This is a genomic window from Sphingobium sp. WTD-1 (assembly GCF_030128825.1).
Taxonomy (GTDB): Bacteria; Pseudomonadota; Alphaproteobacteria; order Sphingomonadales; family Sphingomonadaceae; genus Sphingobium.
On the sequence record NZ_CP119127.1, the window covers coordinates 2816464 to 2837171 of the forward strand.

The following is a 20708-nucleotide window of genomic DNA, read 5'->3' on the forward strand; positions in this document are numbered from 1 at the left end:
TGGCGATCAGGCGGCGATCAGGCCGGTCGAAGCGACGGTACGCTTCACCGGCTCGCCGCTGTCGATGTTAAAGGCCATGTCTATCATGATGTGCAGCGACCTGATGGCATGGCGGAAAGCGCTCGCCAGCGCGACGCTGCATTCGTGGACCAATTGGCGCTCGCGCCCTTCGATCATGTCGAGCAGTCGCCATTCATCCTCCGACAGGGCCAGGCCGGCACCGCAGCGAAACGGATGCCCCAGCACGAGTTCGGATAGCCTCATCAGGCTGTCGCAGGCGGGAGCCAGCTGTCCGCAACCGTGGCGGGCGAGCTTGCGGTAGAGATGCGGCTGGGCAGGGATGTGCAGGTGCCGCGCCCGACACCACTGACGGGCGGCGGTCAGCACCAGCTGCTGTTGAATGCTGAAGGAAAATGTCGCAGCCATGGGCTGTCCTTTCGGGGCAAGATCATCTTATCGGGGCAACACGTTCCAGGCCGGGATCGGGGCGGCCATGGTCGGCCCTTGGATTTTCCAGCGTGACCGTCACGATGCCGTTGAGCAGTGACAGGCCGGTCAGGCCGCCAGCTAATATTTCTGGTGCGAACATATTGTCGACCAGCGGAATTTCAGGAAGCGGCGGCTGGATGGGGGGATGCATCTTCATTGCGGGAACCTTGCTGGCAAGAGGGGGAGGGGCAGCCCTTGTCGGATGGCCAGGGCCAGCCGGACGCGCGGTACAATTGCCGCGTTTGCTTGACGATGAGAGCGGCGGATCGCTTGGCGCCTCCGTCCAGCCCGCTGCGGCGTCCCACCAGCAGGCTGACGCCACCACCGATGGCAAGGCGCGACAATTCGCCGGTGGCGGCCGCCACAGCGCCCGGCACGATCAGGCCGGGCTTGCGCCCATCCTTGGCGGTGGCGGAAAAGGACATGGCCGGGCCGGCTTGTCCGGCGATGTCGAACGAGGCTTTGGTGAGCAGGGCTGATCGACCCGCGCCGAAGCCGATCAGCAACCGTTCGGTGCTGTTGCCGGGGTCCGCCCGGACGATCTGGACTCTTACCGTGGCTTCGCCGGGAGAGGGCTGCCCGTCCGGCGTGACGGAGGCGGGGAGGCCAGCCTTGCGATAGGCCTTGACCAGTTCGGCCTGCAGACGATGCGCGGCCTTGCCCGCATCGGGATCGGACCGGATGTCCGGCGCCAGCGTCACCCGCACCCCAATGGCGCCGGGTATCTGCTGCGACCGCGCGGGCGCCATGCTGAGGTCATGGACGGCTGTGCCGGCGCACGCTGGCAACAACAGCAGGGCGCCGACCAGCGGTATCGCCGCTGCGCACATCCGGCCCCTTTCCGCCATGGTCATTCGCCGCCACCTTCGCCGGCAAGGTCGACAGGCAATGCCTGGACGCCGGGCGCGTCCGCCCTTGCCGCCGCGGGCACGGGCGCAGGCACGCCGATGCCCGAGCGCGTCAGGCGAAATCCGAAGGCATAGACCCTGCCGTCAAAGGCGACATTGACCCTGATATCGGCCGGATGGCCGGCGTCCCGATCGATCGGCAGGATGACCATGCCGCCAAAGCTGCTGCCGGGGTCGATCGTGGTCGTCTGTAAGATCTGGGTTCCCAACTGGTCCAGCGTGTAGTCGAGCTTGCGGTCGATGCCGCCGATCACCATCGCGCCGCCTGCGACCGCGGCCGTCGCGCCGATCACGCCAGGCGTATCGTCCTGCCAGTGAATGGCCTGGGTAAAGCCGCCGCGCGGGCCACGGACATGGCGATAATAGCTGCCCTGGTTCGATGCGGTGGATGCGACGCCTGCCAGCACGCCGGCGAACAGCGCAGTACCGATCTTCGCCTGGCGTGCCTTCCGCTCGGCTGCTTCCGCCAGTTGCGCATAGGTGGGAACGGGTGTCGGAATGCCGTTCACGACAGCGGTGATATTTTCCATCCCCAGATTGGCGGGGCGGCCGTCATGGTTGAAGATGGCAATGGAAAAGGCGGCGCGTCCGTCTTCCACCGGCAGGGGCCGAATTTCGACGGTGGCCGTCGGTGATTTCAGGGAAATGGTCGCGCTGCCATGCTGATAGCGCGCCGTTTCCGCGCCAATCTGCTGTGGATAGAGCGTCATGGCCGGGGCAGCATTGGCGATAGTCGACACGCTGGCGAGCAATGCGGTCGCGACCGCGATCGGATAATGGTTCATGGTGAAGCCTTTCGAACAAGAAGACGCGGTGCGGATCCGGGGGGCGAGGATCCGCACCGCGTCGGCGCTGGCCGTCCAGGGGGAGGAGCAAGGGACAACAGCCAGCGCAAAGGGGAAATTGCGGTATGCAATCAAGGGGACGGATCGGGCCGCAGGATGATCCGTGTCCAGTGTCGATCGTCCTGCCGCATAACCGCCTCCTTGATGTCTGAGGCTGTTATCGGCCCTTCAGGCAACAGGAGTTGGCGACGATTGTAAATCTTTGTGACGCCCGGTCGGCTTTGGGGATGCGCAGCGTGCTGGCCGAGTTGGGTATCGCCATCTCGGTCGGGATCTTGATGGCACTTCAGATGGCAGGCGAGATCGTTGATGGGGAGTCCATGCTCGACTTACCGGACGTAGTGAACATCGTTGTCGTGCTGGGAGGGCATGGGTGCGCGTGCCGTCCGCATCGACGACCGTGACATAGAACTGAGTGATCCAGGTGAACCGGTCGTTCCAGTTGTTCTTTAAAAGCAGAACCTCATTGCCGCTGCTCGCCGCATCGAAGGTGCTGGCGACCTGGAACATTCAATGGGCGGCCGTGACGGTCAATCCGTGGCAGAGAAGCCCTTGCTTCAGGCGTAGGGACATATCTTCGATTTCACGATCCATCGACGGCGGAGGCCCTTTCTTGCCGATCATCTAGTAACAGTCTGAGTTGAGGCAATCATCTTGGTGAAGGTCTATCCTGGAGATCTGCACCGGATCCTCCATCGCGACTCATCGACCAAAAGCCATACCGGTGTCGCAGCGATTGTAATCCCTTGTTGGGCGGCCACGAAGGTTCGCAACGAGCAAACGGCAGGTTCCGAAACAAGCTGCCGTTAGAAGCCCGAGCGGTGAACGACGCATTTTGGTCGGTTGCCGACTCCGAACGACCGTCAGCTATCCACGCATCCCGGCTCCGAACCGGACAGTCGCCTACCGGCCAATCGCGGTCATTTACATGCGAGATACCCATTCAAGCTGCTGGTCGCAGGCGGGCCGTTGATTGAGGGAATTCTTCGTCGAGTGATGGGCCCAACCAAAATCCATCAAGCGTTGTGCAGGGGAGGATCAGTGCTGCGCAAGCGGGGAGGGTTTTACACTGAACCTGCCTTCAATGCGTAGCCCGCCCGTGGCGGTCTCGCGTCGCCATGTAGCGTAGAGCGAATTGAGCGTGCAACGTGGCGTCGATTGTAATGTCCTCAGGACTTGCTCGCATCATGAGTCGGCCGGCCGTGGTTTTGGCAGCATTGAGCGCAATTGCCGGAGTTCCGCGTCTTTGGCTTCCAACGCAGCCTCCAGCATGATGATACGATTGAGCAACTGGTTGATCACGTTTCGCAGCTCGGCCTTGCCGCTCGTGCTTTGTGGTTTAGCCTTCGGCGGCTTCGGAGCTTCATCGAACAAAGCGAGAAGTTTGGAGCATCGATAGGCCGTCGCTCGACTGACCCCCGCCTCGCGCGCAACATTGGTTATGCTCAGCTTGCCATTCGTCGCGGTGCCTTTGCCGTCGCGCAAGCGGTTATAGGCGTCAAGCAGCGCGACGGTGGCTTGCGATTTCCGGGGAGGGTTCGCTTTCGTCGTCATCGTTCGACCTGTTCCAGCAACTGCCTGTAAATATCGATCTGTGCCTCAATGGCGTGTTTCTGGATCGGGCTGATGTTCTTGCCATTTTTCATGGTCTCGGCATCTGCGATGCATGATTGCAGAGCCAGCACATGCCGCCTCGCCACCACGCTGTTCGGACAACGAGCAGGCTGGCACCTCGTAAATGCCGGCTGCGCCTCAGCTCCTTTCACCTTCAAGCAGAGGGCGTGGTCGGCATAGAAGAAGCAGTCGTTGATATAACCCGGATGAAGCGTGACGGCGGTGTTCGAGAGCATTTTTGCGCGGCGCCGATCATCAACGACCGTGCCGGGCAGATCTCCGATCTTGTTTCTGATGCTTGTAAATTCGGCGACGAGTTTCGATCGCATGGGGCCGCCTGGATTGATCCCTGCCTTCCAGTCCTCGTACATCTCGACGATATCGCTGAGCTGAGCGAGGCGACGTTCCTCTTCGATCTCCGAACGGAAGCCGGATTGGGAAGTGCCCGCATAGCCTTCGAACATCATGGCGCTCGCGTGCCCATATTGTATCATGCCCGCGATCACGCCGAAGGGCTGACTGGCGATGTACCATGCAAGGGTGCGGCGGAGCTGACGCGTGCGCCACCGCCAGGGTTCATCACCCTCGTCCGGGATATGATAAAGTGCCAGTATGCGGTCGGCTTCGGCGGGCGCCGCCGCTGCCATTTCTTCGGCGAGCCGGCGACACTCTTTGGCAAAGTAATTCAGGTATACGGTCGATTGATGCGCCGTAAGCTGGACATTGCCCACCCCCCGAATCAAGGCCGGTTTGAACAGGGGCTCATCATCTCGCGGCGCTTCCGTTCGATCGGCGCTGTTGTGTAGATAGTCCTGCAACCGTATTGCTGCCAATACGGCCCTGGCAACAGGCTCTATCACGGTCCAGCGATGTTCAGCGCCGTCGACGTTTTTACGGGTTTTGAAGATTCTTCCGACGAGTTCGTAGCCCTTAACCTTCCCATGTTCGTCGCGCATGAGTCTGAGGCAACCACGCTTGAGCGCGGCCGCTTCCTCGCCGCGCATTCCTGATAATAGGCCGATTACGAGATAGCACGCGGCTATCGCCGGTATGAAGGTATAACGGCTGCTGAAGCTGGGAAGATGCGACCGCCACGCAATGTTTGTTCCTGGCATGCTGGCCCAACCACTGCTTGCGCCTGGGCGCTCGGTTCCGAGTTGCGAGATTGCCTTCTCGAGCATAGCTGAGCGTGCCTTCAGCACTGCCACGCCGAGGCCGCTGGCCTTGCAGATTTCTGGCCACGCGGGTCGACCATCTTGGGTCGCCGGTACTCCAGAGCCCGATGCTTCAAGCGCATCCAAATAAGCGCGCAGGCGCTGGTCGCTTAGTTTCGGTGACACTCTCTGCCGACGCGCGGCGATGTTGATGCCAGCTATACGATGTCGGGCGATAAGATCGTCGATCCCATGATGGACGTAGAACATGGCCCACCGCAACGCCGGCGCGCTAATGGCTTCCGGTATTCGCGGTGTGACATTTTCTCGGCCACCCCGGTATCCCGCGATCCTAGTCGCTGAACGGTTACCCCAAGGAGCTATCTCGATTCCCCGGAACGACAGGGAGGGCGTATAGAGCGCAAGTCGCCGTACGCAGAGGATCTTGTAGACAAGAGTTGCCGGTGCGAGGTGCCGCTTCGCGGACAGCCACTGATCCAGCCAAGGCTGATCGATCTCGTGGAGTCGAAGTCCGGCTTCCCGCACTTCTTGTAGAAAATGCCGGATTATATTGCCGACCTGCATCAGCGAACCAGGTTTCAGGACGCCGAGGCGGCCGCGCACATTGTCTCGGGAGTCGTAGTTTAAAGACAGGAACAGGTATTCTCGTATGAGCTCCCGCTCATCAGCATCGGCGATCCGACCGAAGCAGATACAGGCTTCATGGGCCTTTGTCGGCCGCGCGATGGCACATTCGAGCAGCCACTTATCGTCCCCGACCAGAGAGATATTCTGCTGCTCACGGCCACTCACGACCATCTGGGGCGGAATCACCAATGCCGAACGGTCAATCCGCCAAGATGCTTCGGCACGTTCCAGAACCCGACGCATGTTCAGCCCCGCTGAAGATGTGGCGGCAGCGCTGGCGCCACAGCGGCATTTTCCGCCGTGGACCGAGCCTGTTCGATATCGCCAGCGTCGAACACGGGGAGTATCTGTACCATAATTCGATTATGGTCGGCGCTGTAGCGCTCGTGCCACTCCGCTTCCGTCATGACGGCGCGCCGTTCAGCTAGCCATGTCAGATAGGTCAGCAATGCAGGCAGTTTTCGTGCGGTGAACACTGCATTCGAGCAATGGAGGCAGCCGGTGAACGCGGTGGCGCAGGAGCCGTTGTCGTTCCGCCCAAGAGGGCTCGACCAAAAGCCGGAACACATGCCAAGGAACGTATCGGCATCGCCTGAGACCAACGACGCGACCGCGCCTGCGTCGAGCTTTTGGTTTCCGATCGAGAGGCCGGATGCGAGCGCGCTGACTTCCTCCTTCGGTGGCAGGACCAACGGCATCATCGCCATGTCGAACAGTTGACCTTCAGCGACCGCTACCGAGCGTGCATGCTCTTCTCGAAGCCCGTCCACCGCGGCATAATGCCGAGCGGCAACTGGCTTCGAGTGATCGCTCGCGAAGCGCCGAAGGTGGCCTGTGTGGCGCAAGTAATTGTCCCGCTTCACCGTCTTCCTTAGCCGGGCGGGAACGATCTTGGTTATCGGCTTGCCCGCTTCGTCGACGAGCCCAAGGCTCCTGATCGCGGCATAGAAGTTGTGGGTAGAAAGGCTGAACCGCCGCCAGCTCGGCAGTCCGGCTGCAACGAAGCCCACCCACAGGTAATCCGCATTCGGGTCCCCTCGATCGGCCATTCGCTCGGCGGCGGGTCGGGATAGTTCGAGGGCAAGGCGAACGAGTCCGCCGGGCGTATTAATTCCACCATCACGCACGCGTTCGCGCTTGATCTTCGCGCGGGGGCCGCCTCGTCCCTTTGTGTATTCAATGGAGACGTACCCTCTCGCGGGGTTCTTCAGGCAGTCGCGCCGCAGGGTCCGCAGGCATTCTATCGGCATTTCGACCCGGAGCGCGATGGCGATGATGAAGCAGATCGCATCAGGCAGGGTCAGAACGAGAAGATCGCTGGCCGCGGCGATGGCAACCTTGCGATATTTGAACATGTCGAACTCGCTTCGAGCGGGGCGCGTGCCGTCGGCGACCCTCAGGAACACATTCTCAAAGCGGCTCCTCTCCGGCTTGTTTCGCAAAGCTTCGATCTGCTCGCGGCCCGACAAGATCCTTTCGCGTGTAGCTACCACGCTGCGATCAGCGGCGTCTTTCAGGACGCGAGCGACGAACGGTGTCAACGGTTCGCGGGGCCGTAATGCCGTTCCGTTGTGCCGGCTCGTGAAGTTGATCCGCGCCTTCAGATCCGGACGAAGCAGATCAGGGTTTCGTTCGTCTATCGCGCGAAGGCCGTGAACAAGGCAACGGAACCGGGAGTATTGACCCCGAACGTCGCAGGCATCGATGTCAGCGGCCGTGATCACGCGAAGCCCCCCGTTGAGGCGCCCGCTGGAGGACAGATGTTTCCCGAGCGGGATCCAGCTCTGTCGATACTGTTCGACACTCGGGACGGCCAGGCCGGCGAACAGCTCGTTCATCATCGGCCCAAGGTACAAGGCAAGATCGCGACCCAGGCCTTCGTTCCCCACCTCGTGCAGCAACCAGGTCATTTCGCGCCCGACACCGTCACGATGATGATAGGCTACGATCGCGTCGGCTCGCGGCTCCTCATCCTGCTGCGGAGGTAAATCGCGGAACGAGAGGCGAGGGCGACCCACTGCTAGAAGAAGCCCATCAGACGAGAGTCCAGCGCCTCGGCCGCCTGATCTACGATTTCGAAGGCTTCATCGAGGTAGGTGAGATATTTTTCAGTGGTCAGGACGCTGGCGTGACCCAGCCATCGCTGGACCCGGCGCAAGGGGTCGCTGACAACCTTCATGTAGATTTCCTCGGTTCGATCCGGGACAGATCGATCGTCGAGCCTCATCACTTCCGCTTTGACGAGGTGTGTAAGCCAGTAGACGGCAAAGGTATGCCGGAGGGTATGGGGCGATACGTGTAGGTCCCAGCCCATGTCCTCCGACAACTTCTTGCTGGTACGCCGGAATATCGACTGCCATGCCGCGGGGGTGAGGGCTTGGCCGTCCTGCGCCAGCCACAATGCTGCCGGCTGCGCACTTTCCAATGGTGCGCCCGATCCGGGCAGCAATAGGAGGTTGCGTCGTTCGTCGATGCGCAGAGTCGCCAGTGATCGAGGGCGCCGCTCGCCCTTGATCAAAACGCGTTGCCCGCCTGCAAGCGTGCCGATGAGCGGCTGCCGCATGGTCCGGACCCCACCCGCGCGTCGCCAGCGATCGACCAACTGGCTCCGCTCCTCGCGAATATAAGCGTCGATGAAGTTACTGGCTACCCGCCTCGGGAACGGCACTGATCGAGGTTTGCGCCCTTTGGTGATTCTGGCGGGCAGGTCGATCATGGTGCTGCGACAGCCGTGAAAGACGCGGGCGTTCGTCGTCGGAAGCTCACCGATCAGAAGGCTTGCGCCTTCTTCGAGCCTAACCCCTGTCGTCACAAGCAGCTCGGCGAACGCGGCATCGCGCATCGGATTCCGCCGGTGAGTGATGCCGTTCGCGTAACCCCCACCGAGCAGGCCTTGGTCTCGGAACAGAACGTAATCCTCGAGCGGGATCATGCGGATCGTATCTTCGGCAACCGCGCCATCACGGCGGAATCTGGTTTTCGGCGCAACTGATATCAGTCCTGCGTCCTCGCTGGCGGCCCATTGATAGAACCGCGTTAGCGCCGCAGAGGTGCGCTTCCAAGACGATCCCGATAGTCGGAGCTCGCCCGGCCCTTCGAGCCGAAGGCTGCGATATTTCCCTACGTCGGCACTCGATGCGTCGAGTAACGACTTTGAACGCGCATCCCGCAGGTAACGGGCAAAGACCTGAAGATCTCGAGCATAGTGGCCTGCGCTGGCAAGGGACACGCCATCGGATCGCAGGAACGTGATGAACGAATTGACTTCTACAACGGGGCTTCCGTCGGAATGAAGGAGAGAAGGGAGATTTGTTTCGGGTAAGTATTTGATTGCGTCCTGCTTTATGGAGTCATCAAGCGCAGGCCGGATCATCGTCCCATCAAGAAGTATAGGCTCGACGCCGAGCCAAGGATCGAACGGGAAAAGATGCACTGAACCCTCGACATGACACTGGGCGTTTCCATTTTATTGCCCCGACCCGATCGATAATGGGACAATATCCTTATCCCGTCAAAGGGAATGGATCGTCTCAATGGCGACATAATTCTTCTGCGCGGCCATGAAGCCGGACGAGGTCCGCAGCCTGCCGGAGGATTATCTCCGGCTTATCATTCTCATCGAGGCACGGGCGGCACCGCGTCTTCGAGAGGTTGATGGATTGTGGCGCAAGCCTGTATTGGGGCGGCGCGGCGCCGAGGCGCGGCCTGGTTCGATGACCGCCTTCATTCGGCAGGAGGGATTGCTTTCTGACGACGCGATCGCCGAGATTATAGCGAATGCCCCACCAGACCTGATTTCGTTTCAGGAGGGGGCTGCGCGAGTGTCACTCGATGCCCGGCCTCCCATCAGGCAATGGATCGATCGATTCCTCGATGGCATCGATCAGAAGGCCGCATGAGGGAAATGACCTGAATATGGGCGACTCATGGAGCATATCTGCTCGAGACGATGGTTTTAGGTGGAGGCGTCCCGCGTCCGTGACGCCTCCAGGAATATCAGCCGTTAAGCTGATCCTTCACCGCCTTGGCGGGCGTGAAGGTGAGCTTCTTTGACGCGGCGATCTGAATGGTCGCGCCAGTCGAAGGATTGCGACCTTCGCGCGCCGGGCTGTCCTTGACCTTGAACTTGCCGAAGCCGTTCAGCGAGACTTCGTCGCCCTTGGCAGCGGCACCGGTGATCTGCGCGAAGACGGCATCGACGTACTTGCGGGCATCCGCCTTGGTCAGGCCATGTTCGCCGGCAAGGGCTTCGGCCAGATCGCTATTGTTCATGTCGCATCCTTATAGATTGAGAGGCGCTCGGTTTAGTGGCTGCGATCCCAGGTTTGAAGCCTGATTGTTGGGAGGATGGTGCATTAGGTTGCTCATCGTGCGGCGTGTCTTCCTCCTGGAGAAGGCGCTTCCCGGCAGGTCAGTGCTGATTACCGTCTTCAAGATCCTCGCCGTCGCGCCCACGACCGGTCATCATGTACCATTGCTCCATCGTCGTGGGTGCGCCGATCAGGCACTCATATCCTATGCCGACATGCATCGCCGCTAAATGCTCGCCATACCGATCGAGAACATCCAGACATTTGACCAGCGTATCCCGGACCCCTGCAAGCTCGTTGGGCAGTTCGCGCTCGGGTGAATGATCCATATTGGTACCTCCACATTGGTGGATATCGGACGCGCGGAGGGTATGCACGGACAACCTTCGCCAGATCGGCGGCAATTTTCTGGCCGGCCAATCAGAATGGCGAGGGTCATGCGGGATCTGTCTGGCTCTTTGGATCGACGGCCGGGCGGGAGTTCGGGGCGAGGAGGGCTCCTCCGGGAACGGCGGTCGCGCCGGACGGATGCGCCGCGTGTGAGAGGGGAGAAGGATCTTGGAGAGTGTCGCTTTCGGATGGTCGAGAGCGGCTTTTCCAAGGAGTTGAGGTTATGAATATCGGTGAAATCAAGCCCGTGAACGGTCGTCTTATCGGTCATATCGCGACCCGTTCGATTGACCTGCCGCGCCTGGGGCTCCGGCCGGTCGAAAGCACCAATGAGCGCGCGCCGGTCTTCGAGATCGTCGCACTCAATGTTGGGCAGCGCTGGGTGCAGATCGGTGCGCTGTGGGAGGCGACTGCCAACAAGACCGGGGAATGCTTCCTCCAGGGATCGCTCGATGATCCGAGCCTGGCCGAACCGCTGCCGATCGCTCTCTTCGGCAGCGACGCTGAAGGCTACCGGGTCGCATGGCGGCGTCGGGATGCGCTGAGCGGCTTTGGCGGCGGCCAGCGTTCGGAACGTCCGGCGATGGGCGGCGAGGCCATGGGCGGGTTCGGTGCGAGCACCGCCGGCATGGATGGCAGCTACATGGGCGGAAGCGATTTCGACGACGAAGTGCCTCACTGAGGTTTTTGTGCGTCATGGGCCGGGGGAGCACAGCCTCCTCCGGCCTTTCTTTTTGTCCGTTGATTTTGGAAAGGATGCGCACCATGGCTACCGCCCTGCGCCAGAGCATCGATCGATTTGCTGACTTGCCCACCCTCTACGCAAAAATGGTTGCGACGCCGGAATATCAGGCGGCCTTTGGCGACCCAATGCCGCTTACAATCGCCGAGCCCGGAGACGCGCCCGCGGAACATGAGATGCCGGAGCCGATCGCGGCCCAGGCAGAGTGCGGTGGGATCATCGCTGCGATCTTCGACCTCTTTACCGGTACCCGTCTGGAGCCTTTGGCACCCGATATCGCGTGGGGGTTCGTCAACAGCTTCCACTTTCTCGCCGGGAAACTCGAAAAGCGTGAAGACGGCTATGCGAGGGAACTGGGGGAACTGGCGCGAGACCCCGAAGGGAGCGAGATCTATGCGCGCTCGCTCGAAGAAAAGCAGCTTCAGTGTCAATCGGTCGCCGAGCAGCGGCAGGCCATTGAATGCATGCGCGACTATGCCGCAGAAATGTACCGGGCGCAGTCAGGCTGGCCTTGGTCACCGGCCAAAGGCACGCGAGCCTCTTCTGCATCGAGCGCCAGCCAGATCGCTGCGGTCGACTTCCTACGTGCCCGCCAGCTGGAACAGCGAGAACGTCACCTGCCGCAGGGGCCGATCGTGGTTGTCACCGGTCCTTCCGACTGGCACGACTGGCAGGCGATATGGTCGCGGCTTGACGCGATCCATGCGCGGGTTTCCCATATGACTTTGGTTACGACCGGGCAGCGTCGCGGCGTGGACCAGATTGCGGCCGCCTGGGCTGCTCGCGCCGGCGTTGAAGTGCCCGTCGTGCGCTATGGCCTATATGGAACCGGGCGAAAGACCGCCTTCACTCGTAATCGCAAGATCCTTGATTTGAAGCCGGTCGAGGCAGTGCTCTGCGAGGGCTCGGGCGTACAGGCCAATCTCTACCAGCTGCTCCGCCAGGCCAATGTTCCGATCCACGCGTTGCGCAAGGCGGACCAGGCGGCTGATGCCGTGAAGATCCCAACGCGCGCTTTCCGCCGCAGCCATTGAGGGAGGACAGCATGGCGATACCGGACTATCTCAGCGCCAACTTCCAGACGCTCCTTCGGGCTGCGGAAGATGGAAATCTTGCCCTTATGGAATGCCAGGACGCAGCATCCGGGGAACCGCGTTACGTGATATGCGCAGTCGGGCGGGAGGAGGGGGCCTATCTCATGACCCCGTTCGGCCATCTCGCGGAAGGCAACCCTTACGACGCCTACCGGTCGCCGATCGGACGGCGAACGACGGAGTTCAAATCGACCCCTGGGACGGCAGCTATTCGGGCGCGCGGTCCCATTTTTTTGGCGGCGCGCGTGCCCCGGGGCGATGTCAGACGGGCGCTTGGACACATGTCGCGCGAGGATCATAGCGCCCCAGGGGGCGTCGAGCCCCCTGGGGCGCAGCCACACTTCTTCTCTCAAGTCGTTTAATCGTGGCACGGGGACAGCGCCGGCCTCAAGGACGACGGGGCCCCACCATTTTTTTTGGCAGGCAGGCGGCAGTCCGCTCATTCCGGGAGGGGCGCGTGCCAAAAAAAATCGTGACCCCCATCGCCGCTTCGCGGTCGGGGCTGCGCCCCGATCCTTGACCCCGTCACTCGGAGCCCGTGCAGGGGGAAGAACCTCTTTCAATTAAAGGAGGTTCTCATGACCAAGACATTCCGTTCCGTCCGCAGTTTCACCGAGATTGCAGCCCTCATTGCCGAGGAAAGCGCGGTCACGTCCGACAGCTTTCGTGAAGCATTCGAGACGGAACTCGATGGCGTCCGGGTCAGCAGCGACGACGAAGAACGCACCGGTCAAATGCCTGACGCGACCCAAGTACAGTTCGCGGTCGAGTTGATCGTCACGACGCTCTTCGATGTTCTGCGGGACAGCAGGCTGGAGAAAGTAGCGGGACGCATCGCATGGGGCATCGTCCACAGTTTCCACCGAGTGAGCGATCAGGCAGCGGGTCAAGCCGACGGGGCAGCAAGACAGATGCGCGACCTTCTCCGGCAGGCTGATGGCAGCGAAATCCACGCCGTAGAGCTGGAGCGCGCGCACGAGGAGCTGGCATTTCTCGACGAGGCCGCGGACGCACTGGCCTGTATGCGGGACCATGCGGCGGCGGTGTATCACAACGAGACCGGCAAGCCTTGGTCAGCGCCCAGGGCGACGCTGGTGTCCTCCAAGCGGACAGCGAGCGTCATCAGCGGGACGGATTATCTGGCCGCGCGGCGCCAGCGCCGGATCGGGCAGCATCATCCTGAAGGGCCGCTGGTCGTCTTTTCGGGCGGCAGCCAGTGGGCGGACCCTGAGCCGATCTGGAAGGCGCTCACGAGGGCAAAGGCGACCCGGCCGCAGATGGTGCTGCTCACCACCGCGCAGAATAGCGGCGGCGACGCGATTGCAGAGGCATGGGCGGCAAAGACGAAGACGCCGGTGGTGAAACTCGGCATCGACAAGGGACGGTGGGGGAACCGTGCCGGGTTCGTGCGCAACGACCAGATTGCGCGGCTGCGGCCCGTCGAGGCAATCGTCGCTGAAGGGAGCGGGGTTCAGGCTCAACTGGTAAGGGTGATGCGTTCCATCGGTGTCGCGCCGGTACTACTCTCGCTCTATGGCGGCCCTGCGCACTGGGCGTCCTGAAGTCACGAATGATATGCGGGAGCGGTCGGGTTCAGGCCCGATAGCTCCCGCATTTTTTTGTCTGTCGCTCTATGTCGTTGCCCTCAAGGACAGGCGCTGCGCGCCCGTCCCGTCGGGCAACGATGCCGCGCTCTTGAGGAACGCGGGCCTCCTGCGCGCGGCTTCGCCGTGCTCGTCGCAGGGACGCCCTATGGGCGCTTTTCCGGTGGAGATTTTGCGGTCGGTGCAATGTCCTTCAGTGCCGTGATAGAGGCTGGCCCACCCACTCGGATCGCGTGCTGGACAAGGGCGCGAAAGTCCTTTTCGGTCAGCTTCTCCACCTCCATGTCGCTCAGGATGGAGGCATATTTGCCGCGCAAAGCGCGGCGGGCTTCGACAATCTCTTGCGCTATTTTCGTATGGCGCGCTTCGAGGTCGGCAAGCCGGTCACGATCATTCAACTTGGGCATTGATCATCCTTTCAAGTCGGATGGTCTGCCCGCCAATTCCATTATCGAGGATCATTCCCATGAACGCAACTCGTTGTGACAATCGGGAAATCGGCCGGCGTGCCGCCGGGGAGAGTGACCCCTTCGGGGAAGCCCCGCGCCTTCCGGCACGAGGCTGGCGCAGCGGCGGGGCGCTGCGGAAGGGGTACTCACGCCCAAGGCGTTTTGTAATGCACCGTACGCACGGGTGCTGCGGGTGCGAATCGCGAGGTTTTCTGCGGGTTTCAGCTAGGTGCCAGCCGGTGCCAATGTCGCTTTCTTCATTGGGACTTGGCACCAGATGGTCACCATATGAAGGCAATTCAGGGCTAAGTGCCTGATAAGCTTTGGCACCATGCCGGTGCCATGTATGCCCATCGTAAGGCGTTGAGATCTCCTGAAAATCGGCGTATAACGGCCGGGCTTCACCCCATCTGGACAGGCAACGAACAGGAGTTCGGCGCTTGCCCAGGATCAATATCAGACTGAAGGATGCTCTTCACGAGCGCCTTGTCGTCGGCGCCCGTTCGGCGCGGCTCAGCCTCCCCGAATATGTCCGCGATATCCTTGATCGCTTCGAAGGCGTCGATGCCGGCGGTTATCATGGTCGCTTCGACGAGGTGCAGGCGACCCTCATTCAGGTGTTCGCCATTTTGGCCGCCTCGGTCGGAACGCGGCGCCCCGACATCCTCCAGAAGGGCATGGACGATGCCCGCGCCCTACTCCTCGAACGGGGGCTGCTCGCGCCCGAGGATGGTGCGCTATGAGCATCTTCCGCAACGACACTTTGGGCTCCTGGACCCGGGGTGGTCAGGCCATCGTCCACAATGTGAGGATGACTACCCAGGTCTTCTTCCAGACTTCGATTGCGGGTCTCGCGATCTGGGTCGGTGGCATCATCTGGTATGTGCTCGAAAAATCCAGCGACTATCAGCGCTTCGTCGCGATGAAGATCGCCGAAGCTACGCTGAAAAGCGACGTGCCGGGTGGGGCGCCGATCCTGTTCAGGACTCCAGCTGGCCGCCAATATTGGACGAACTCGGATGCGCTGCTGGCGTCTCCTATCGCGAAGAAGACCATGCAAGCTATGGAGCAGCATCTGATTTATGGTGCTGCCCTGTCAGGAGCGTTCGCTGCGCTTATGCTTCTGTGGGCCTGGTTCTATTTCACGCGAACGGGGAAGGGGCTCGGCTCCAATCAGTTCATCCGCGGCGCCCGGTTCGGGACAGCCCGGCAGCTCCGCCGCCTGCTGTGGAGATCGAAGCGCGGAAGCTTCGCCATTGGCGGCGTGCCGGTCCCTGAAGAGTTTGAGCCTGAGCACATCTTGATCTGCGGCGCGCCGGGGACGGGCAAGACCAACATCATCGTCAAGATGCTAGCTGGGATGCGTAGGAAGGGCCGTCGGGCCATTGTGTTCGATACGGCCGGTACCTTCGTCGAGAAATTCTACCGGCCTGGGCACGACATATTGCTCAACCCGCTCGATGCGCGGGCGGATAGCTGGTCCCCCTGGGTCGATGTCCCGCGCGACTATCATTATGATCAGATCGCGGAATCCACGATCCCCGACAAGGGCGGTGATCCTTTCTGGGCGAAAGCGGCGAGGGGAACGCTGGTCGCCGTCTTCCGCAAGCTTGCGAAGAACAAGCAGATGCTTATCTCGGTCTTGCTCGATACCCTTCTGCGGAGCCCCTTGAAGACGCTGGCCGCGTTCGCGGAAGGGACGGACGCAGCGGCGTTCATCTCGATGGAAGGGGACCGAACGTCCGCGGGCATTCGCGCCGAGCTGGCATCTGTCATGCGCAGCTTCTCCTATCTGGACGACACGCTGGATGGCTTCTCCGTACGCGACTGGGTGGCCAATGAAGAGGATGACAGCTGGCTTTTCATCACGGTGAAAGCCGATCAGCTTCCCTCTCTGCGGCCGCTCGTCACCGTCTGGCTCGACATCGCGATCAGCGCGATCATGAGCCTTCCGCCGGACCAGAAGCGCCGCCTCTATTGCGTCATCGACGAGCTGCCGACGCTCCAACGGCTGCCCTCGCTGAGCGACTTCCTGGCGCGCGCCCGCAAATATGGCGGATGCGGCATATTGGGGTTCCAGTCCTATCCGCAGCTGGAAGCAACCTATGGCATTCAGGATGCGGCAGCGATCACTGGCTACTGTTCGACCTGGGTGGCGCTACGGGCGAACGATACCCCCACCGCCAAGCATGTTTCGGAAAATTTGGGCCAGGTCGAGCAGGTCGAGGCCAATGAGGGCATGTCCTATGGGGTCAACGACATGCGGGACGGCGTCAATCTGTCCCGCATGCAGGTCACCCGACCGTTGGTTATGCATACCGAGGTTACCAACCTTCCCAACCTGTCTGGATTTCTCCGGTTCGGAAGAAATCTGCCCGTTGTCCATTTCCGGGATCGATACAATGGACTGCCAACGATCGAGGCGGCGTTCGTCGAGCGAACGGAACCTGCCAAGCGTTTCGAGGAGAGCAATGATCCAGCTACCCCAGAAAAGGCGCCGCAGAAAAAGCGCGGTCGCACTCGGAAGGAAGCGCCGCCCGAGCCGCAGCTGCCCTTGGACGGCAGCTCACCCGAAGGAGCAACTGCGGGTGAACCGCCTGCGCACAAGGGCGCCGAAGTTCCGAAGCAGAAAGGGGACTCGCCGAACGCCGAACCGCCCAAGCTCCTTGGGCCGAGGAGTGGCTTCAACCTCCACAAGCATAGCCGCTCCAACGGTGAGCGTGACGATGCGAGGCCGGCATGATGCATCCGCGCCGCCTCAAGGGCTCCCCGGGCAACATCGCCCGCTATTACACTGTCGGGGACTATTATACGAAGGGAGACGCTGAGACATCCTCTTGGGGCGGCACACTCGCCGGCGAGCTTGGGCTGAACGGTGAGGTAGACCCGGCACAGTTCAGAGCGCTGCTTAGCGGGGCTGTCGGGGACCAGCAACTGGGGCGACGTCGGGCCGACGGTGTCGATCATCATCCCGGTTGGGATTTTGCGATCAGCGCACCGAAGTCGGTATCGATCATGGCGCTTGCCCTTCGCGATGAGAGAATAGTTGCGGCGCATGAGAAGGCCGTCGACGCAGCGCTTTCCTATCTTGAAGAACATGCCCAGCTGCGCCGACGGGAAGAAGGGAAACTCGTCCATGAGACGACGGGGCGACTCCTGTGGGCACGCTTTACCGAGCATGCCAGCCGCGAACTCGACCCCCATCTCCATACCCATATCGTGATCCTCAACACGACGAACCGCGATCCGGGCAACCCGATGGCCAGTCTCGAAACGCGGGCCATGTATGCCGAGCAGATGGCCAGCGGCCAGATCTACCGCAACGCCCTTGCCCACCATTTGCGGGAATATGGATTTGAGATCGACTTCGATCCGCGCCGCGGATTGTTCGAGATCAGGGGCGTGCCCAAGGCGCTGATCAACGAGATGTCGCAGCGCGCAGAGCAGATCAACGCCCACGCCGCTGAACATGGCCTATCGGGGCAGGCTGCGCGTAGGCAGAGCTTTTACGAATCGCGCGGTCCAAAGGTGAAAGTCGGCCTGAACGAGCTGCACGATCGCTGGCATGCGCGGCTCATCCCCTATGAGCCCAAACTTGCAGCTGTCCTCGCCCAGGCCATGGAGACGGGCGAACGCCCCGTTCCGGTGGAGGCCGCCGACGCAGCGCGGGCGGCTCTGTTCGGGATCAGGCAATCGGAAGGGCGCGAAGCGGTCAATCCTCTTGGTCGTGTCATTGCCGTAGGCCTTGCCTCCCATGTGGGAGAGGTTCGGTTCGAAGACCTGAGACCGCTCCTGATCGATCATGAAAGCCGCCGCAAACTGCTCGCTACTCGGGGGCAGACCGGCGACGCAATCCTCACGCGAGGGCGAACCAGCCGCAGGACGATGAGGCTGGAACAGGCGCTGACCCAGCATCTCGCGCTTTCCCTCGGAGACGGCAGACAGGTCGCCAGCGCAGACCGGCTGCTGCCCGTACTGGAAAACGCTGGTCTATCCCCTGCGCAGGAGCAGGCTCTCGTGCACATGGCATTGTCAGGAGACCGGATAACGGCCGTGCATGGTGTGGCCGGGGCGGGGAAATCGATGCTGGTTCGCTCCCTAAAGGAAGCGGCGCATCCGGGGATGGCGCTGACGGCGCTTGCGCCGACGTCATCTGCCGCAGCTGAACTGGGTGATCGAGCGGAGATTGCGTCCCGAACCGTTGCCAGCCTGTTGGCGAGCGGCGGGCATGGCCTGAGCAGCAAGGATGTCCTGATCCTTGATGAGGCCGGGCAACTTGGAAACCGACAGGCTCTGAGAGTGCTGGAGATCAGCCGGGCGACCGGCGCGAGGCTTATCCTGCTCGGCGACAATCGGCAGACCGGCGCGATCGAACAGGGAAAGGCATTCTGGCTGATGCAGAAACTGGGCATGGCGACCGCCGAGCTGGTCGAATCGCGGCGGCAAGAAACCAGGGCGATGAAGCTTGCCGTCACCCAGGCCCGCGCCGGCGACTATGCCGGATCGCTGGACCATCTCGATAAGGTGGTCAGTGGCGGCGATGCGGAAGAACTGGCCAACGGGTTGGTGAGCGAATGGACGCGCCTCAAACCTGAAAGCCGGGCAACTACGAATATCCTCGTTCTGGAGAATGCGACGCGCCTCATCGTCAACAGTCAGATCCGCGAGACATTGCAGCGCGAGGGTGTCGTCGCAGCCGAGGATACCCGGCTTGCGGTGCTGACGCCGGCCGGCCTCAGCGACCAAGAGAAGCAGATGGCCCGCTTCTATTCCGGCTGCCAGGTTCTGAAATTCAACCGCGATCAGGTCGGTGCTGGCCTGGCGCGTGACGGCGAATATAGGGTCGTCTCCGTGGTGCGTGATGCGAAGGGCCGACAGCTTGTTCGATTGGCTGACGAGCAGGGGCGCATCCACAATTGGGATCCCCGCACGAGCAAGGCGGCGCAGGTCAATGTATTCCACTCCGAGCATCGCAACCTTGCCGCTGGTGATCGTATCCAATGGCGGCTCGCGACCAAGGAGCTCGATCTCAAAAACGCCGAACGCGGGACGGTGGAGCGGCTCGACGGCATGGTGGCGACGGTTCGCTGGGATCGAGGCGATCGGGTCCAGCAGATTGATCTTGGACGCCATTCGACCTGGGACCATGGCTATGCCGAGACCGTCTATTCCGCCCAGTCGAAGACCTATGACCGCGTTTATGTGCTGGCCCCCGTGGCGTCCCCGCTGGTCAATGGGCAGAATTTTTACACCGCCATCACGCGCGCCCGGTACGGTGTCAAACTCTGGACGGAAGACCCTAGAAAGCTCGTCGCGAAACTCGAAGAGCGGTCGGGCGAGAAGACATCAGCGCTCGAAGGTTTGGGGCGGCTGCAGCGCGATCACAGCAGGCACTTTGCCGCACGGAACGATGCCCGGCTGAAGGGTCTAAGGCTGGAACAGGTTGAGGAGCGGCGGAAGGCAGAGGGTCGGGCGCTCGCGCGCAAACTGGATCAGCTAGAGCCGGACCGCGGAATTGCCGGACGTCTTGCTGGCAATGCCCGATCGCTGTTCGAGACGCTCGATCGTCATTTGCAGGCACTTGCGGAGAATCGGCAAGCCGATGCGCCCAAGGCGGAGGACCGTACCACAGACAGGAACATCGAGGAGCGATCACATGGTCACGATCGGTAAGCGGATAGCCGCCCTGATGGTGCTGATCCTCTGGCAATCGGAGGGCCTTGCGGCAACGTCCGGTCATGATGCGGCTGATGAACGGAGGGTCGCCAATTGCATCAGGCAGGCGGCTGGAGGGCAGAAATGGCTCGAAGTGACCCTGTGGGGACTACGCGACCAGGAAGGAGGATGGATCGGCGCGGCGGTGCCGAACCGCAACGGTAGCCATGACCTTGGACCTCTCCAGATCAACAGCTGGTGGGTGCCCAAAATCGCAGTAACGCTTGACCGTTCACCCGAGGACGTTCGTAATTGGTTGCGTTACGATCCGTGCTTCAATGCCAACGCAGCCCGGTGGATTTTCGTCGCTGCCCTAATGTCGACAGGTAGCTATTGGAAGGCGGTGGGTGTCTATCACAGTCCGACTTCCGATCGACAGAAGCGATATGCCCACAGCGTCGCACAACATCTGAAGCGCCGGTTTGGCGAGGCGATTTTCTCGCCTTCCGGCGCGGGGGGCATTGGAGGAAAAGTTCGCTGAGCGAACAAAATGATCGGCGCCCTCTGGCATCTGAGCCTGCCGCAACGTTATTCAGGAAAAGCGAATGTGACGTGCGCAATGCACATGTTCGATTCGAAGTTCATTCGACCAGCCCATTTTCGGGTACCTTGCCGGCGTGCCGCGCTGGCGACACCGTGAGGCGTCAGGGTCTGGACCTGCGGCTCTTTCAGCAGGTTTAAGATTCTCGCAAACGATGAGCCCTCGCCGCGCGCGCATTTCGCCGCCCCATACCTGTCAGCTTTGG

General features: G+C 61.5%; 20 protein-coding genes. 9 read left to right on the forward strand and 11 right to left on the reverse strand.

Going from position 1 to position 20708, the window contains the following annotated elements:
- Positions 1-6: 6 nt before the first annotated feature.
- The 8 genes from N6H05_RS13980 to N6H05_RS14015 all read right to left on the reverse strand — a co-directional run bounded on the left by N6H05_RS13980 (position 7) and on the right by N6H05_RS14015 (position 9031).
- Complete coding sequence (locus tag N6H05_RS13980; RefSeq protein ID WP_048938955.1) at positions 7-426, reverse strand: hypothetical protein; 420 nt, start codon at positions 424-426, stop codon at positions 7-9.
- Between the two features lie 22 nt (positions 427-448).
- A complete protein-coding gene (locus N6H05_RS13985) occupies positions 449-646 on the reverse strand; it encodes a hypothetical protein (RefSeq protein ID WP_125988448.1) in 198 nt (65 codons plus the stop codon).
- Positions 609-1343, reverse strand: coding sequence for a DUF4410 domain-containing protein (locus tag N6H05_RS13990; RefSeq protein ID WP_048938957.1), 735 nt, complete (start codon positions 1341-1343; stop codon positions 609-611). The genes N6H05_RS13985 and N6H05_RS13990 overlap by 38 nt, the downstream gene beginning before the upstream one ends.
- Positions 1340-2182 carry a hypothetical protein gene (locus tag N6H05_RS13995; protein WP_048938958.1) on the reverse strand — a complete coding sequence of 281 codons (843 nt, stop codon included), beginning with the start codon at positions 2180-2182 and terminating at the stop codon, positions 1340-1342. The genes N6H05_RS13990 and N6H05_RS13995 overlap by 4 nt, the downstream gene beginning before the upstream one ends.
- Positions 2183-3427: 1245 nt before the next feature.
- A complete protein-coding gene (locus tag N6H05_RS14000; RefSeq protein ID WP_010409068.1) occupies positions 3428-3796 on the reverse strand; it encodes a hypothetical protein in 369 nt (122 codons plus the stop codon).
- Positions 3793-5901, reverse strand: a complete 2109-nt coding sequence (locus N6H05_RS14005; RefSeq protein WP_048939652.1) for a site-specific integrase — start codon at positions 5899-5901, stop codon at positions 3793-3795. The genes N6H05_RS14000 and N6H05_RS14005 overlap by 4 nt, the downstream gene beginning before the upstream one ends.
- Before the next feature lie 2 nt (positions 5902-5903).
- Positions 5904-7568 carry a hypothetical protein gene (locus N6H05_RS14010; protein WP_048939653.1) on the reverse strand — a complete coding sequence of 555 codons (1665 nt, stop codon included), beginning with the start codon at positions 7566-7568 and terminating at the stop codon, positions 5904-5906.
- Positions 7569-7678: 110 nt separating this feature from the next.
- Positions 7679-9031: a tyrosine-type recombinase/integrase gene (locus N6H05_RS14015; protein WP_037522502.1), complete on the reverse strand. Its 1353-nt coding sequence runs from the start codon at positions 9029-9031 to the stop codon at positions 7679-7681.
- Positions 9032-9218: 187 nt separating this feature from the next.
- Between N6H05_RS14015 and N6H05_RS14020 the strand changes: the two genes are divergently transcribed.
- Entirely contained in the window at positions 9219-9557 is a 339-nt protein-coding gene (locus N6H05_RS14020; RefSeq protein WP_284110050.1) for a hypothetical protein, read from the forward strand.
- A 97-nt stretch (positions 9558-9654) separates the two neighbouring features.
- Here the strand turns inward: N6H05_RS14020 and N6H05_RS14025 are convergent, their stop codons facing one another.
- Both N6H05_RS14025 and N6H05_RS14030 read right to left on the reverse strand, forming a co-directional pair.
- Positions 9655-9930, reverse strand: a complete 276-nt coding sequence (locus N6H05_RS14025; protein ID WP_284110051.1) for an HU family DNA-binding protein — start codon at positions 9928-9930, stop codon at positions 9655-9657.
- 139 nt (positions 9931-10069) lie between these two features.
- Entirely contained in the window at positions 10070-10297 is a 228-nt protein-coding gene (locus N6H05_RS14030) for a hypothetical protein (protein ID WP_284110052.1), read from the reverse strand.
- Positions 10298-10581: 284 nt separating this feature from the next.
- Here N6H05_RS14030 and N6H05_RS14035 point away from each other — a divergent pair, with 284 nt between their 5' ends.
- From N6H05_RS14035 to N6H05_RS14050, 4 genes are all read left to right on the forward strand, one after another.
- Positions 10582-11040: a DUF736 domain-containing protein gene (locus tag N6H05_RS14035; RefSeq protein WP_099232352.1), complete on the forward strand. Its 459-nt coding sequence runs from the start codon at positions 10582-10584 to the stop codon at positions 11038-11040.
- 83 nt (positions 11041-11123) lie between these two features.
- On the forward strand, positions 11124-12134 hold the full coding sequence (locus N6H05_RS14040; RefSeq protein ID WP_284110053.1) for a DUF2493 domain-containing protein: 1011 nt from the start codon (positions 11124-11126) through the stop codon (positions 12132-12134).
- 11 nt (positions 12135-12145) lie between these two features.
- Positions 12146-12556 carry a DUF6117 family protein gene (locus tag N6H05_RS14045; protein ID WP_284110054.1) on the forward strand — a complete coding sequence of 137 codons (411 nt, stop codon included), beginning with the start codon at positions 12146-12148 and terminating at the stop codon, positions 12554-12556.
- A 216-nt stretch (positions 12557-12772) separates the two neighbouring features.
- Complete coding sequence (locus tag N6H05_RS14050; protein WP_284110055.1) at positions 12773-13756, forward strand: DUF2493 domain-containing protein; 984 nt, start codon at positions 12773-12775, stop codon at positions 13754-13756.
- Positions 13757-13944: 188 nt separating this feature from the next.
- Here N6H05_RS14050 and N6H05_RS14055 read toward each other — a convergent pair whose 3' ends face one another.
- A complete protein-coding gene (locus N6H05_RS14055; RefSeq protein WP_284110056.1) occupies positions 13945-14205 on the reverse strand; it encodes a hypothetical protein in 261 nt (86 codons plus the stop codon).
- A gap of 482 nt (positions 14206-14687) precedes the next feature.
- On the opposite strand from N6H05_RS14055, the gene N6H05_RS14060 reads away from it, so the two are divergent.
- From N6H05_RS14060 to N6H05_RS14075, 4 genes are read left to right on the forward strand one after another with little or no spacing between them, the layout of a single operon-like run.
- Positions 14688-14990 (forward strand): toxin-antitoxin system HicB family antitoxin, encoded by a 303-nt coding sequence (locus N6H05_RS14060; RefSeq protein ID WP_278988577.1) that lies wholly within the window; start codon positions 14688-14690, stop codon positions 14988-14990.
- A complete protein-coding gene (locus N6H05_RS14065; protein WP_278988576.1) occupies positions 14987-16990 on the forward strand; it encodes a type IV secretion system DNA-binding domain-containing protein in 2004 nt (667 codons plus the stop codon). The genes N6H05_RS14060 and N6H05_RS14065 overlap by 4 nt, the downstream gene beginning before the upstream one ends.
- Positions 16987-19920, forward strand: a complete 2934-nt coding sequence (mobF, locus tag N6H05_RS14070) for a MobF family relaxase (protein ID WP_284110057.1) — start codon at positions 16987-16989, stop codon at positions 19918-19920. Before N6H05_RS14065 ends, mobF begins: the two co-directional genes overlap by 4 nt.
- A complete protein-coding gene (locus N6H05_RS14075; protein ID WP_278988293.1) occupies positions 19904-20443 on the forward strand; it encodes a lytic transglycosylase domain-containing protein in 540 nt (179 codons plus the stop codon). The genes mobF and N6H05_RS14075 overlap by 17 nt, the downstream gene beginning before the upstream one ends.
- The last annotated feature ends 265 nt before the right edge of the window (positions 20444-20708 follow it).